The organism is Leucobacter musarum subsp. musarum (genome assembly GCF_001273845.1).
GTDB lineage: Bacteria > Actinomycetota > Actinomycetes > Actinomycetales > Microbacteriaceae > Leucobacter > Leucobacter musarum.
The window spans coordinates 110,363-124,159 of the sequence record NZ_JHBW01000065.1 but is presented as its reverse complement, the minus strand read 5'-3'; the positions used below and the strand labels follow the sequence as shown (position 1 = coordinate 124,159).

At 67.4% G+C, this 13,797-nt stretch carries 12 protein-coding genes; 5 read left to right on the top strand and 7 right to left on the bottom strand.

Going from position 1 to position 13,797, the window contains the following annotated elements; genetic code table 11:
• Positions 1-4: 4 nt before the first annotated feature.
• The 3 genes from ftsH to tilS all read right to left on the bottom strand — a co-directional run bounded on the left by ftsH (position 5) and on the right by tilS (position 4,025).
• Positions 5-2,218 (bottom strand): ATP-dependent zinc metalloprotease FtsH, encoded by a 2,214-nt coding sequence (gene ftsH, locus CH42_RS03430; protein ID WP_053351815.1) that lies wholly within the window; start codon positions 2,216-2,218, stop codon positions 5-7.
• 159 nt (positions 2,219-2,377) lie between these two features.
• Entirely contained in the window at positions 2,378-2,935 is a 558-nt protein-coding gene (gene hpt, locus CH42_RS03425) for a hypoxanthine phosphoribosyltransferase (RefSeq protein ID WP_053351814.1), read from the bottom strand.
• Positions 2,936-2,939: 4 nt separating this feature from the next.
• Complete coding sequence (gene tilS / locus CH42_RS03420; RefSeq protein WP_053351813.1) at positions 2,940-4,025, bottom strand: tRNA lysidine(34) synthetase TilS; 1,086 nt, start codon at positions 4,023-4,025, stop codon at positions 2,940-2,942.
• Positions 4,026-4,135: 110 nt separating this feature from the next.
• Between tilS and ppa the strand changes: the two genes are divergently transcribed.
• A complete protein-coding gene (gene ppa, locus CH42_RS03415) occupies positions 4,136-4,630 on the top strand; it encodes an inorganic diphosphatase (RefSeq protein WP_053351812.1) in 495 nt (164 codons plus the stop codon).
• A 96-nt stretch (positions 4,631-4,726) separates the two neighbouring features.
• Here the strand turns inward: ppa and CH42_RS03410 are convergent, their stop codons facing one another.
• A complete protein-coding gene (locus tag CH42_RS03410; RefSeq protein ID WP_082309272.1) occupies positions 4,727-6,103 on the bottom strand; it encodes a M23 family metallopeptidase in 1,377 nt (458 codons plus the stop codon).
• A 263-nt stretch (positions 6,104-6,366) separates the two neighbouring features.
• Between CH42_RS03410 and CH42_RS03405 the strand changes: the two genes are divergently transcribed.
• Entirely contained in the window at positions 6,367-6,876 is a 510-nt protein-coding gene (locus CH42_RS03405) for a GNAT family N-acetyltransferase (RefSeq protein ID WP_053351811.1), read from the top strand.
• 45 nt (positions 6,877-6,921) lie between these two features.
• Here CH42_RS03405 and CH42_RS03400 read toward each other — a convergent pair whose 3' ends face one another.
• Both CH42_RS03400 and CH42_RS03395 read right to left on the bottom strand, forming a co-directional pair.
• Positions 6,922-8,097 carry an acyl-CoA dehydrogenase family protein gene (locus CH42_RS03400; protein WP_053351810.1) on the bottom strand — a complete coding sequence of 392 codons (1,176 nt, stop codon included), beginning with the start codon at positions 8,095-8,097 and terminating at the stop codon, positions 6,922-6,924.
• 22 nt (positions 8,098-8,119) lie between these two features.
• The gene (locus CH42_RS03395; protein WP_053351809.1) at positions 8,120-8,584 is read right to left on the bottom strand and encodes an Lrp/AsnC family transcriptional regulator; all 465 of its coding nucleotides are present in this window, start codon (positions 8,582-8,584) and stop codon (positions 8,120-8,122) included.
• Positions 8,585-8,788: 204 nt separating this feature from the next.
• Here CH42_RS03395 and CH42_RS03385 point away from each other — a divergent pair, with 204 nt between their 5' ends.
• Complete coding sequence (locus tag CH42_RS03385; RefSeq protein WP_053351807.1) at positions 8,789-10,081, top strand: MFS transporter; 1,293 nt, start codon at positions 8,789-8,791, stop codon at positions 10,079-10,081.
• 27 nt (positions 10,082-10,108) lie between these two features.
• Here the strand turns inward: CH42_RS03385 and CH42_RS03380 are convergent, their stop codons facing one another.
• On the bottom strand, positions 10,109-10,867 hold the full coding sequence (locus CH42_RS03380) for a FadR/GntR family transcriptional regulator (protein ID WP_053351806.1): 759 nt from the start codon (positions 10,865-10,867) through the stop codon (positions 10,109-10,111).
• Between the two features lie 314 nt (positions 10,868-11,181).
• Here CH42_RS03380 and CH42_RS03375 point away from each other — a divergent pair, with 314 nt between their 5' ends.
• Complete coding sequence (locus CH42_RS03375) at positions 11,182-12,702, top strand: ABC transporter substrate-binding protein (protein ID WP_053351805.1); 1,521 nt, start codon at positions 11,182-11,184, stop codon at positions 12,700-12,702.
• Positions 12,703-12,848: 146 nt separating this feature from the next.
• On the top strand, positions 12,849-13,796 hold the full coding sequence (locus tag CH42_RS03370; protein ID WP_053351804.1) for an ABC transporter permease: 948 nt from the start codon (positions 12,849-12,851) through the stop codon (positions 13,794-13,796).
• The last annotated feature ends 1 nt before the right edge of the window (position 13,797 follow it).

Sequence of the window (13,797 nt, the reverse complement as noted above, 5' to 3'; positions counted from 1 at the left end):
CGCGTTACCTCGAGTCGTCGCGATCGTCGTCACTGCGCACGCCGAGGTTGCGCGGCGGCTGACTCGATTCGCCCGGAGCCAGGGGTGCCTGCGGTTCGGACGGAGCCGAGGGCGCGGGTGCCTGGTTCTCAGGAGACGACGCTGTGGAGTCGCCCTGAGGTGCAGTCGAGGCCTGAGGCGCCGAAGTGTCATACGTCGGCGCGTCGGGCGTTGAGGCGTCTTCCGCGGGAGCCGCATCCGACGGCTCCGCAGGTGCGGGCTCGCCGACATGGCGGTTGTCGGTGCGCAGTGCGGCCGGCACCTCGATCGGCGGGCGATCAGAGACCGGGCGCCCGTTGTGCGACAGCCAGGTGGGGCGCGGGGCGAGTTTCTCGACGTCTTGGAAGATCTCGGCGATCTGAATATGATCGAGCGTTTCTTTCTCGAGCAGCTCGCGCGCGAGCCGGTCGAGAATGTCGCGGTTCTTCACGAGCACTTCGTACGCCTCGTTGTGGGCCTGCTCCATGAGCTCGCGCACTTCAGCGTCGATGGTCGTCGCGAGGCCCTCGGAGTAGTCGCGGTTCTGCCCGAACTCGCCCATGAAGGCGCCCGGCTGCCCCTGCCCGAGCTTCACCGGACCGATGGTCGCCGACATGCCGTACTCGGTGACCATCTTGCGGGCAGTGCCCGTCGCCTTCTCGATGTCGTTGCCGGCACCCGTCGTAGGGTCGTGGAAGACCAGTTCTTCGGCGACACGACCGCCCAGCGCGTAGGCGAGCTGGTCTTGCAGCTCGTTGCGAGTGACCGAGTACTTGTCTTCGAGGGGAATCACCATCGTGTACCCGAGTGCACGACCGCGAGGCAGAATCGTGATCTTCGTCACCGGGTCGGTGTGATTGAGCCCGGCGGCGACGAGCGCGTGCCCGCCCTCGTGATAGGCCGTGATCAACTTCTCGTGGTCACGCATCAGGCGAGTGCGGCGCTGCGGGCCTGCGATCGACCGGTCGATCGCCTCGTCGAGCGCGCGATTGTCGATGAGCTGCGCGTTTGAACGAGCGGTCAGCAGCGCCGCCTCGTTGAGCACATTCGCGAGATCAGCACCCGAGAAGCCCGGGGTTTTACGCGCCACGACCTCAAGGTCGACGTTCTTCGAAAGCGGCTTGCCCTTCGAGTGCACCTGCAGGATCTTGAGTCGGCCCGGCATATCGGGGGCGTCGACGCCGACCTGACGGTCGAAGCGGCCCGGGCGCAGCAGCGCCGGGTCGAGCATGTCGGGGCGGTTCGTCGCCGCGATCATGATCACGTTCGTCTTGGGATCGAAGCCGTCCATCTCGACGAGCAGCTGGTTCAGCGTCTGCTCGCGCTCGTCGTGACCGCCGCCCATACCCTGGCCGCGGCGCTGGCCGACCGCGTCGATCTCGTCGACGAAGATAATGGCGGGCGCGTTGGCCTTCGCCTCCTTGAAGAGATCGCGCACACGGCTGGCACCGACACCCACGAACATTTCGACGAAGTCTGAGCCCGAAATCGAGTAGAAGGGCACTCCGGCCTCACCCGCGACTGCGCGGGCGAGCAGGGTCTTGCCCGTACCGGGAGGGCCGTAGAGCAGCACGCCCTTCGGAATGCGCGCACCGACGGCCTGGAAGCGCGTCGCGTCTTGCAGGAAGTCTTTGATCTCGTGCAATTCTTCGACGGCCTCATCGGCGCCGGCGACATCCGCGAACGTGACCTGCGGCGTCTCTTTCGAGACGAGCTTCGCCTTCGACTTGCCGAACTGCATGACCCCTCGGCCGCCGCCCTGCATGGACGAGAGCATCCACCAGATCAGCACACCGATGATGAGGAGCGGCAGCAGGAAGCTCAGGATCGACCAGATCGGGTTCGCCTGAGGCACCTGATCGGTGAAGCCGTCCTTGAGCTTCGCATCGTCGACCGCCGAAACCACGTCGGCACCGCGCGGCGCGACGTAGTAGAAGTAAACCTCTTGCGACCCGGTCTTTTCGTCGGCCTTCGCGAGCTTCAGGTTGACGCGCTGATCACCGTCGATGATCTCGGCGTGCTGCGCCTTTCCGCTCGAAAGCAGATCGAGGCCGCGATCCGTCGAAATTTCGCGCGTGCTCCCGCCAGAGAGCAGCGACCACCCGAGCAGCACGATGACCGGTGCGAGGATCAGGTAGAGCAACGGGCCGCGGAACAAGCGACGGCTCTTCGAGGTGCTCTTCGTCGAATTCTCTGCCAAGACTGGACCTTTCAGAAGGAACGTGCCGGGAAGATCCAGCACGAGTAAGCGTAGCCAATGCCTCTGACATCGGACTGAGCCGACGAGGCTTGTCCGCTCTCGGCGCACTGTTGGAGCAGCATCGGCGCGCGAACAACGCCCTCGATGCCGCTCGCGGGCTTACTCTCCGCCGTACACGTGCGGTGCGAGCACCGCGACGTCGCGAAGATTGCGGTAGTTCTCCGCGTAGTCGAGACCGTAACCGACGACGAACTCGACGGGAATGTCATACCCGATATAGGCGACGTCGACGTCGACCTTGAGCGCCTCGGGCTTGCGCAGCATCGTGCAGATGCGCACCGACTTCGCCCCGCGGCTCTCCAGGTTCTCCTTCAGCCACGACAGTGTCAGACCCGAATCGATGATGTCTTCGACGATCAGCACGTCCCGGCCGGTGATGTCGGCGTCGAGATCCTTGAGAATCTTCACGACGCCGCTCGACTTGGTGCTGGCGCCGTACGACGACACCGCCATCCAGTCCATCTGCGCGTGGAATCGGAGCTCGCGCGCGAGGTCGGCCATGACCATGACCGCGCCCTTCAGCACGCCGACGAGCAGCGGGGGCTCCTCGGTGTAATCGGCCTCGATTTCACGGGCCAACTCTGCGAGTCGCTGGTGCAGCTCGGCTTCGGTGTGCAGTACGACGGAGAGGTCACTACCCAGATCTTTCGCATCCATGCATCTATTCTTCCACTGCGCCGCCGGTGCCCGCGACACGGTCGCGGGGCGATCCGACCCTGCGGGTGTACACGATGCGCCCTCCGGATCGGGTCACGGTGATGCCCGGCACTTCGATCGGCCCCTGTCCGCGCCAATCGGTCACCAGCGCGGCAATGGCGAGCGTGTGCTCACGACTGAGTTCGCTGCCGAACTCCGCCATCGCTACTGTACGAATGATGCGGTGACGCAGCGCCGCCGGGTTCGCGGCGAGGGCGCGCACCGATACGGCGATGCCCGCTTCGGCGTGTTCGACGATCTCTTCGATCTGCTCGGCGATGATGACGTCGAAGGCCTCTGCATCTTCACGGGCCAGATCTGCGCTCCGCGCGAGCGCCGCAGCGACGCCCGGCCCGAGTTCGCGCTCGAGGTGCGGGAGCACCGAGGTGCGCACCCGCACGCGGGTAAATCTCGGATCGAGGTTCTGCGGATCCTGCCACGCCTTGAGGCCTTCCTCGCGGCAGGCGCCGACCGTGACCGCCCGGGTGATTTCTGCCGATTCGTCGAGAAACGGCCGCAGCAGAATGCGGTGACCGACCGTGCGCCGTGGCGGGATGCCGGCAAGACTGCGCGCCCCCGAGCCTCGCGCAAGGCCCAGCAGCACTTGCTCGGCCTGATCGTCACGGGTGTGCGCGGTCAGCAGCACAGACGCTCCGGTCTCGGCGAGAGCGTCGGCGAACTCCGCGTAGCGGGCGTCTCGAGCCGCGGCCTCGGGGCCGTCACCGCGCGCGTGCACCACCTCGACATTCGCCTGACGCACGACCACCGGCGCAAGGCCGAGCTCGGCGGCCTGCTGCGCGGCGCGCGACGCCACATCTGCAGACCCCGGTTGCAGACCGTGATCGACGATGACCGCCCCGGCCCGCAGCCCGGCACGCGGGGCAACGAAGGCCGTCGCCGCCGCGAGTGCCAGCGAGTCGGCGCCGCCCGACAGTGCGACGAGCACGAGCGGCGCGTTCGCGGCGTTCGCGGCCGCATCGAGCGCCCCGAATTCGGCCTGCAGCGCACGGCGCACGGCGTGACGAGTGGCAAGAACGTCGGTCTGCAGCATGACTCCACCGTACCCGGCACCGCGCCCGCCTCCCCCGCGTTCGGGTAGCCTGGGGGCGCAAATGCTCAACGGCCGTCACGCGGCCCGTCACAGAAAGCACGGAGGAGCGCATGGCCGCTGCATTCGATGCCGTCATCGAGATCCCCAAGGGGAGCCGCAACAAGTACGAGGTCGATCACGAGACCGGACGGGTCTATCTCGACCGCGTGCTCTACACGGGCTTCGTCTATCCGACTGACTACGGCTTCTTCGAGGAGACGCTGGGCGAAGACGGCGATCCGCTCGACGTGCTCGTGCTGCTCGATTACCCGGTGTTCCCGGGCGTCGGCGTCAAGGTGCGCCCCGTCGGAGTGCTCAAGATGAGCGATGAGGCCGGCGGCGACGACAAGGTCATCGCGGTGCAGCACAAGGATCCGCGCTGGGCGCACATCCAGGATGTCGCCGCTATCCCCGAGTACACCCGCAAGGAGATCGAGCACTTCTTCGAGCACTACAAGGATCTTGAGCCGAACAAGTGGGTCAAGGTCGATGCGTGGGGTTCGGCAGCCGATGCCGAGCAACTGATTGTCGAGGCGCAGGAGCGTCTGAAGACCGAGGGCCACTGACCCAGGAGCGGCATCGGCGAGTACCTCGCCGCGCACGCAGAGGGGCTCGGGATCACCATGATCCCGAGCCCCTCTGCGTTGCCCGTCGATTGCTCCTTAGTAGAAGCTCATCACACCGGCCGGGTCGACGAAGTCGTACCACCCGCTGTCTTGGTTCGGGCGCATCTCGAAGTGGAGGTGGCACCCGGTGCTCGCGCCGGTCGAGCCGACGTAGCCGAGCAGTTGGCCGGCTTCGACCCACTGCCCCTGATACACGCTGCCCCACTGCACCATGTGCGCGTAGCGGGTCTGCCAGCCGTTGGTGTGGTTGACGTTGACCATGTTGCCACCGCCGCCACCGTCCCAGTAGACCATCTGCACCGTGCCCGCAGCCGCGGCGACGATCGGGGTCCAGCAGTTCGTTGCGAGGTCGATACCCGTGTGGTCGGGGCGCCCGGGTGGGCGGAAGCCTTCGGAGACGTAGAAGCCCGAGGTCGGGTAGACCCAGCCGTTCGACCCGCCGGTGCCACCACCGCCACCGCCAGAGCCGCCACCGGTGTCGCCGCCGCCGGAGCCGCCAGAGCCACCGCCGGTGCCTCCACCGCCACCGCCGCCGTTGTTGGCGTTCTCTTCGGCCTGGCGGGCCGCTTCTTCGGCAGCCGCCTTCGCCGCAGCTTCGGCTGCTTTGCGCAGGCGCTCTTCTTCGGCCTTGCGCTGCTCCTCTTCGATGCGGAGCCGCTCCTCGTAGCCCTTGACCGTCTTGGTCGTCGTGTCTTTCAGTGCCGCGAGCTGCGTCTCGAGGGTCTTCTGCTGCGCCTCTTGCGCCTGCACCTTTTCACCCTGACCCGCGACCGCCGTTGCGGCGGCCTGTTCCTTCTCCTCCTGCACCTGGCGCAGTTCCTCGCGCTCCTGCGCAGCGGATTCGGCCTGCTGGCCGAGCGTGGCCGCGGTGTTCGAAGCCTGCTCGGCTTCCTGGGAGAGCGAGGTGTTGCGCTCGGTCGCCTTCGACATCGACGCCATGCGATCGAGCAGCGCGTCGGCGGTGCTGCCGTCGGCGTCGAGGAACATCTCGACGCTGCGATCCACCCCGCCTGAGCGGTACATCTGCGCGACCAGCGCGCCCGCGCGATCGGCGGCGTCTTCGGCGTCCTTGCGACTCTGCTCCGCCTGCTGCGCGAGCGTGTCGGCCTTCGCCGAAGCTGCGGCGAGCGCGTCCTCGGCAGCGCGCAGATCGTCGATCGTGGTGGCGTGCAGATTCCGCAGACGGTCGAGCTCCTTCTCGCCCTCGGCGATGAGATTCTCGATCTCTTTCACCTTGGCCGAAGCCGCCGACTGGTTCTGCTTGGCGGCCTGCACGTCGTCCCAGGTCGGGAGATCGAGTGCCTGCGCCGGAGCAGCGCCGAGCTGCCCACCGACCAGCGCACCCGCGGCAATCGTGCACACGGCGAATGCCCCGAGCAGGCGCCTGACCGCGCTCGTCCGTCGTTTCCGCATCCTGCCCCCACGTCCTGCTTCGACTGCTATCCACGAATACGCTAGCATCGTCGCTCGCGATCTCGGCGAGGCGAGCCGTCCGATAACGATTCGGTCACCAGTGCAATTGCATCGGGTTCACATCCGTCACAAGTGGGGCTATCGTGGCCGGTGACCGCCGACAACGGCGTCGCCGGTCGCCTAAACTTTCGCCCCAGCCGCGCTGCAGGGGCCTCGTCCTCTCCTGAAATGCGCACGTCACGCACGTGCGGCAGGCTAGATGTATGGCCGCTGACATCATCGTATTCACGTGGACACCCGGTTCCGACGACGCCGACCGTGCGCTGCGAGCGCTGCTCGCCGACTATCACCTGGAGACCGAGCGCGAAAAAGGAATGCCTGTCGCAGACGTCGATGCGTTGCCGGATCGCTATCGGCGCGAGGTACACGACCCCGCCCGCGCATTCGCGGATGATCGCGTGCTCGTGGCGATCGATCGCGGCACCGCGGTCGGGTGCATCGTGCTGAGGGCACCGCGATCCGGCGTCTCGGAGCTCACACGGTTGTGGGCTGATCCGGCCGCGCGAGGTCGAGGCGTCGCGTCGGCGCTGGTGGACACCGCCGCGACCCACGCCCGATCGATCGGCACGCGGGCGCTGCGCCTGTCGGTGTGGGAGTGGCGCTCCCCCGCAATCGCGCTCTACGAGCGCCGTGGTTTCACCCGCGTCGACTCCTGGGACGAGCGCCCGCGACTCGTCTGCATGGAACATCGGCTCGCACCGCTCGACGCCTGATCGGAGTCCGTGAACCGCACGGTGCCTCTGGCCGCGCGGCGTACGTCAGTGATCGTCGAGCAGTGCCGCGGCGTACATCGCTTGTGCCGCCTCGGCGCTCGGCGGATGGAAGAGACTGGCCGCGGCGTCACGGTAGAGGCGGCTCGCCTCGCTCGCCCCGTCGAACCCTGCCCCGCCTGAGCAGGCGAGCGCCGTCTCGGCGGCGCTCCGCGCGGCGTCACCGGCTGCAATGCGCGCGGTCACGAACTTCAGCGGCCACGCCGCACCGTGATCGATCTGCTCGTCGAAGTCGCGGGTCGCGCTGTCGAGGAGTGCGGGTACCGAAAGGAATGCGCGGTGGGCCTCGGCGATCCTCGCCCGCCACTCGGGGGCCTCAGCCAGGGCCAGATCGCGGGCTGCCGACCGGCGACGGCGCAGCGCTTCGGCCCCCAGCTCCAGGCAGCGCCGGGCGACGCCGGCGTAGACCGAGCCCACGAGCAGCTGGAACTGCGCGGCGATCGCGAAGGTAAGCAGGTCGGGCACGCGGCCGGGTTCCACCCGTCGCACCACCCGGTCGGCCGGCATGACTGCGGCGTCGAGGGTCGTGGCGCGGCTCTGCGACGCGCGCATGCCGAGCACGTCCCAGTGCTCGGAGACCGTGACGCCGGCGTCGCCTCGCTCGATGAACCCGAAGACGAGTTGCGGGCTCTCGGGGTCGCTCGCGTCGAGGCCGTGCGCGATGAGGCGCGTCCAGGCGGGCGACAACGAGGTGAAGATCTTCACCCCCGACAGGCGGTAGCTGCCGTCGGGCTGGGGATCCGCCACCGTATTCGAGCCCTGCAGCACCCAGTCATTGCCGGGCTCGCTGATGCCGAATGCGAAGATCTCGCCGGCTCCCGCTCCGTCGAGTACCCGCACGAGGGACCGGTCACCGCGGGCGAGCAGCGCCGCCGCAACGCCCGTGCACAGCAGGTGCATGTTGACGGCCAGTGCCGTCGCGGGTGCCGCGCCGGCCAGTCGCTGCTGCAACCGTGACACCTCGTGGAGGGTCAGGCAGGGGCCTCCGAACTCGGCGGGCACGAAGACCTGCAAGTAACCGCGGTCAATCAGCTCCGCGAGGTCTTCGTCGAAGAACCGGTTCTCGCGGTCGTACTCAGCGGCGCGCGCACGGAAGCGGGCGAGCAAGTCGGCGGGCAGGTAGTGCTCGGCGAGTTCGGCGTGACGGGTCTCCCGATCATTCATGGACCCAGTCTATGAGCCAGGCTCAATTGCCGGCATCGAGCAAACCGGTCACGCGATACGGGATCACCTCGCGCAAGAAGAGGCTCGTCGAGGTGCGGGTAATGCCCGGGCAGAGGCGAATCTCTTCACTCACCCGGTACAGGTCGTCGGGGTCTCGGGCGACGACGCGCAGCAAGAGGTCGGTGCTGCCGGCGGGTGCGAAGCACTCAAGCACCTCCGGGATGCCGGCGAGCGCCGCGATCGCGTCACCGATCAGATGCTGGTCGAGTTCCACCTGCACACTGGCGGCGACGGGGCGCCCCAGAGCGGCGGGTGCGACGCGGGAACTGTGCAGACGCAGGGCGCCCGAATCGCGCAGCTTCTCGAGCCGGGCCTGCACGGTGCCGCGCGCGAGGCCCAATTTCGTCGCGATCATGGCGGTCGGCATTCGAGCATCCTGATCAAGCAGATGCAGGATGCGCCGGTCCGTCGCGTCAATGACGCTCATATTGCCCACTTTCTGCCCGACTCATGTTCTTAATATTGATCATATCGATCAATTCAGATCGCGTCGCTTGCGCAGATCGACTCGCATACGATGAACTCATACACGTGCCGGTGGACACCCCCGCCGCACGTGGATCCCTCCCGCACCACCCCGCGGGCGATACACCCGAACGCGCCACCCTTGCGTTCGCAGAAGGAGACCGCCATGTCCCAGGCACCCGCGGCGCCGCTCGCGCACCGCACCCCAGCGCTCACCACCCCGAACGCCCCCTCCCGGCAGGCCCGCCCTGGCCTCCCCCACCCGGCACTGCACCGACCGCGCGCCCGGGTCTTGCTCACCGCACTCGCACTGTTTACACTGCTGGTGAGCGCCAACCTCAGCACGCCGCTGTTCCCGCTGCTCGAGACGCAGTTGGGCATCGACTCGCTCGGCGTCACGATCGCGTTCTCGAGCTATGTGCTCGCGCTGATCGTCGGGCTGCTCCTGTTTCGCCACGTCGCCGACCGGGTCAATCGCCGCACCGTGCTGGTCGCCGCCCTCGCGGCCGCCGCGCTCGCCACCGCGGCCCTCGCCTTCGCTCCGACGCTCGGCTGGTTCTGCGTCGCCCGCGCCGTGCAGGGCATCGCGGTGGCGTGCGCGACGGGCATCGGGTCGGGCGCGCTGCGCGCATTGCTGCCCGGCCGCCCGGCGCTCGTCGGTCGTCTGACGCTGCTCGCAACGTCGGGCGGTGTGGCGGCCGGGCCAGTCGCCGGCGGGCTGCTCTCACTCGTCGGTGTTCCGTTACACACCCCCTATTTGATTGTCGCGGCACTCTTGGCCACCCTCGTGCCGCTGGTGCTGATCATCGCGCCGCACCCTGAATGCGCGCCGCAGTATCTCGGCATCGCCCTCGCGGATGCCCCCGAACCTCAGTCAGATGGTGTCGGATCGCCGGGCCGCAACCACCCGCACGCCGCACGCGCATTCCGTCTTGCCGCGGCCACCGGGTTCTTGAGCTTCACCGTCTTCGGATTCTGCCTGTCGCTCGCACCGTCGCACTTCGCCGTGATCGCCGGCACCGAGTCGCGTCCGGTCATCGGCGCACTCGCCGCCATCACCCTCGCCGCCTCGGCGCTGGTGCAGGTGCTGCCCTTGCGTGGGCGCTGGCGTCTGCCGGTCGGGCTCGCAGTGCTCGCGATCGCGCTCATCGGCCTCGCCGCGGCCGGCACGATCGGTGCCGTCTGGTTCCTCATCGTCACCTGCGCGCTCGCCGGCGCCGGGCAGGGCATCGCGTTCCAGTCGGCGTTCACGGCCGCGACCGTGGCCGTCGATCCGCAGCGCCACGCATCGACGGTGAGCGCGATCTACACAGTCACCTACCTCGGCAGCGCTGTACCGGTGATCGGACTCGGCGTGTTAGTCGGGTCGCTCGGTCTGGCGCCGGCCGTCACCGTGTTCGCCCTGGGGGCCGCGACGCTCAGCGTCGTGCTGGCGCTAGTCGGCGCACGGCAGAGCTGAGCAGGCAGCGCCAAGCGCAGGCGGGCGCTACTCGGCGAGCGCGGCCAGGGCACGGCGGTCGATGTCGTTCTCGACCAGCAGCCCGAAGCGATCGGCCACGGCTCGTCGGGCGATACGGCTCGCGAGCTCGGCGTTGCGCTGCTCGATCGCAGTAAACAGAGAACGGTCGATCGTGGCGGATTCGAGCTTGAGGCTGTTGTCGTGGTGCTCGTTCTCGACGTCACGCTGAATGATCGCGCGGAGCACTCCCGATACCGCCTCACCGGTGAGCCGCAGCACCTCGTTGCCGCTCGCTTCCCAGATCGCCTCGTGGAACTCGACGTCGGCGGCGGCGAAGGTATCGGCGTTCGCCTCGGCGTCGCGCTCCATCTGCTCGATCGCGGCGCGCATGCGGTCGAGCTGATCCGGCGTGTGGCGCACGGCGGCGAGGCGGCTCGTCGTGCCTTCAAGCACGACGCGGTACTCGACGAGCGCTGAAACGTCGAGGGCATCGGTACCGACGAGCGCCCGCAGCGAACGCGACAGGGTCTTCGACGAGGGCGCGAGCACGACGGGGCCGCCGCGCGTACCGGGCCGCGACTCGAGCAGCCCCATGCTCTGGAGAATACGCAGCGCTTCGCGCACGGTCGGCCGGCTGACGCCGAACTGCACCATGAGGTCGCGTTCGCTCGACAGCTGAGATCCGACAGGAATGTCGCCCGAGACGATCGCCTGTTCGATCTGATCGACGATGCGCTGATAGGTGTGCACGGGCACCGCCGGCTCGAAGCTGTGGGTCGTGGACACCTGGTCTCTTCCTGGTGGGCGGAGCGGCGACGGCTGGTCGGCGGTCCGCGGGCGGCTGAGCGACTGCGCTCGGTTACGGCTGTGTCACGACTCGGGGTCACCGGTCGCGTGATCCGATGATAGCGCCCACTTAAGTGGTCTTACCATGTATCCTGGTTCGAAATCTCTTGGGATTTGCAGTACCCCGCAGTACCCGTTCCGCGCATACGCTGTGCTGTGCGGAACGGTGATCGGGCATCGTCGCCCGAATACTCACCCATCAACGGCCACGGATCCCGAGGCCTGAGTCACAGGAAAGCAGCCACAGGAAAGCAATGATGCGACGTAAGAATGCGATTCTCACCACGGCGGCGCTCGCCACCGCGGCCGTTCTCGGCCTGGCCGGCTGCTCCGCCGGCGCCGGCAGCAGCTCGGGCGGCGACGGCGACACCCCGACGACCGCGACCATCGCGCTCACCGGCACACCGACCAACCTCGACTTCACCACGACCGCGGGCTCTGCGATTCCGCAGGCACTCATGTCGAACGTCTACGAGGGCCTCGTCGAGCTCGACCAGTCGGGCGAGATCCAGCCGCTGCTCGCCAAAGAGTGGACGGTCAGCGACGATCGCAAGACCTACACGTTCACCCTGCAAGAGGGCGTGACGTTCTCGAACGGCGACGAGTTCACCGCCGATGACGTGAAGTTCAGCTTCGACCGAGTCAAGACCGACTGGGTCTCGAGCCTCAAGGCGAAGATGGATGTCGTCGACAGCGTCGACGTCGTCTCGCCGACCGAGGTGGCAGTGACGCTGAGCACCCCGTCGAACGCCTGGCTCTTCAGCCTCGCGACTCCCGTTGGAGCGATCTTCTCGGAGGACGGCGTAGCCGACCTCGCCAACACCCCTGTCGGCACCGGACCCTACGCCGTTGAGAAGTGGACCCCGAACGAGAGCCTCGTCTTCGACACCCGCGACGACTACTGGGGCGAAGCGCCCGGCGTCGAGCAGGTCACGCTGAAGTACTTCGCCGACGCGACGGCCACCACCAACGCGCTGCAGACCGGCGACGTCGACGCGATCGCGAACCTGCAGGCCCCCGAGCTGCTGTCAAGCTTCGAAGCCGACGACAAGTTCGTGGTCACCACCGGCACGTCGAGCGGCGAGGTATCGCTCTCCATGAACAACAAGGCCGCACCCTTCGACGACGTGCGCGTGCGCCAGGCAGTGCTCTACGCCCTCGACAAGCAGGCGATCCTCGACACCGCGTGGAACGGCTACGGCTCGCTCGTCGCCACCTACGCGACGCCGACCGATCCGTACTACGAGGATCTGAACGACAAGTACCCCTACGACCCCGAGAAGGCCAAGGAGCTCCTCAAGGAGGCCGGCCAGGAAAACCTGGACATCACCTTCACGGTGCCGACCCGCCCCTACGCGCAGGCCGTCTCCGAGATCGTCGTGTCGCAGCTGAAAGACGTGGGCATCAACGCGAAGATCGAGTCCGCCGAGTTCCCCGCCGTCTGGCTGGACAAGGTCTTCACCCAGCACGACTACCAGCTGACCACGGTGCTCGCCGTCGAGGCGCGCGACATCCTCACCGTGTTCAACGACCCGAACTACTACATCGGGTACGACAACTCGAAGATCGCCCCCATCGCTGCGGAGGCCGACGCCGCCGACGAGGCGGGCTACATCGAGGGCATGAAGCAGGTCTCCGAGCAGATCGTCGACGACGCCGCATCGGGCGTGCTGTTCCTCTTCCCGAACATCACGGTCGCGAAGGCCGGGCTGCAGGGCATGCCCGAAAATGCGATCATCGAGGCGCTCGACCTCACCAACCTGAGCTGGAAGTAACACTTCTCGCCCAGACTCTGGGTGAGTGATTGCTACCCCGAACCCCCACGGGTTCGGGCAGTAATTGCTCACCCAGCACCCTGCACCACCCACAGTGTGCACGACGCAACACCCCGCACCCCTCCCCCTGAACTCGAGGAACCCGCATGGCCATACGGATCCTGATCAATCTCGCGAGATTCGCGGTGACGTACGTCGTCGCCACGGTCGTCGTGTTCCTCTTCATGCGCTTGATTCCGGGCGACCCCGCCCAGATCGCGCTCGGCGTCAACGCCACACCCGAGCTCCTCGAGCAGACGCGCGAGCAGTTCGGCACGAACCGCCCGCTCATCGTGCAGTACTTCGAGTGGTTCGGCGGCCTGCTCACGGGCGACTTCGGCACCTCCTACGTCACGCGCACCGACATCAGCCCGATGGTGCTCGATCGCGTGCAGGTCAGCCTGATCCTTGTGCTCACCGCGATGGTGGTCGCCCTGCTCGTCGCGATTCCGCTCGGCACCTGGGCCGCGGTGAAGCACCGCAACTTCTCGGGCGTCGCCATCGGCCTCGGATCGCAGATCGGTGTCGCGATCCCCGGCTTCCTCGCCGGCATCCTGCTCGTCATGGTGTTCGCGGTCGGCCTCGGCTGGCTCCCGGCGAACGGCTGGACCGCACCATCTGAAGACTTCGGCGACTTCATTCGCCGGTTGATCCTGCCCGTCGTGGCCCTCGCCTCCGTGCAGGGCGCGATCCTCACCCGTTATGTACGCTCGGCCGTGCTCGAGGTGATGAGCGAGGACTACCTGCGCACCGCCCGCGCGAAGGGCCTGAGCAAGAACGGCGCGCTGCTGAAGCACGGCCTCCGCAACGCCGCCATTCCGGTCATCACCGTGACGGGCGTGCAGATCGCGGCGCTCATCATCGGAGCCGTGGTCATCGAGCGCGTGTTCGTGATTCCGGGCCTCGGCTCGATGCTGCTCGACGCCGTGGGCAACCGCGACATGCTCACCGTGCAGTCGGTGGTCATGGTGCTCGTCGCAATCACCCTGATTCTCAACCTCGTCGTCGATGTGCTCTACACGCTCATCGATCCGCGTCTGCGAAGGAGCGCCTAGC

Coding starts and splice junctions, on each gene's coding strand:
- CH42_RS03405 (WP_053351811.1), top strand. CDS start 6,367: ATGGCCGCTGACATCATCGTATTCACGTGGACACCCGGTTCCGACGAC.
- CH42_RS03370 (WP_053351804.1), top strand. CDS start 12,849: ATGGCCATACGGATCCTGATCAATCTCGCGAGATTCGCGGTGACGTAC.
- CH42_RS03410 (WP_082309272.1), bottom strand. CDS start 6,103: ATGCGGAAACGACGGACGAGCGCGGTCAGGCGCCTGCTCGGGGCATTC.
- CH42_RS03395 (WP_053351809.1), bottom strand. CDS start 8,584: ATGAGCGTCATTGACGCGACGGACCGGCGCATCCTGCATCTGCTTGAT.
- CH42_RS03375 (WP_053351805.1), top strand. CDS start 11,182: ATGATGCGACGTAAGAATGCGATTCTCACCACGGCGGCGCTCGCCACC.
- CH42_RS03385 (WP_053351807.1), top strand. CDS start 8,789: ATGTCCCAGGCACCCGCGGCGCCGCTCGCGCACCGCACCCCAGCGCTC.
- hpt (WP_053351814.1), bottom strand. CDS start 2,935: ATGGATGCGAAAGATCTGGGTAGTGACCTCTCCGTCGTACTGCACACC.
- ppa (WP_053351812.1), top strand. CDS start 4,136: ATGGCCGCTGCATTCGATGCCGTCATCGAGATCCCCAAGGGGAGCCGC.
- CH42_RS03400 (WP_053351810.1), bottom strand. CDS start 8,097: ATGAATGATCGGGAGACCCGTCACGCCGAACTCGCCGAGCACTACCTG.
- tilS (WP_053351813.1), bottom strand. CDS start 4,025: ATGCTGCAGACCGACGTTCTTGCCACTCGTCACGCCGTGCGCCGTGCG.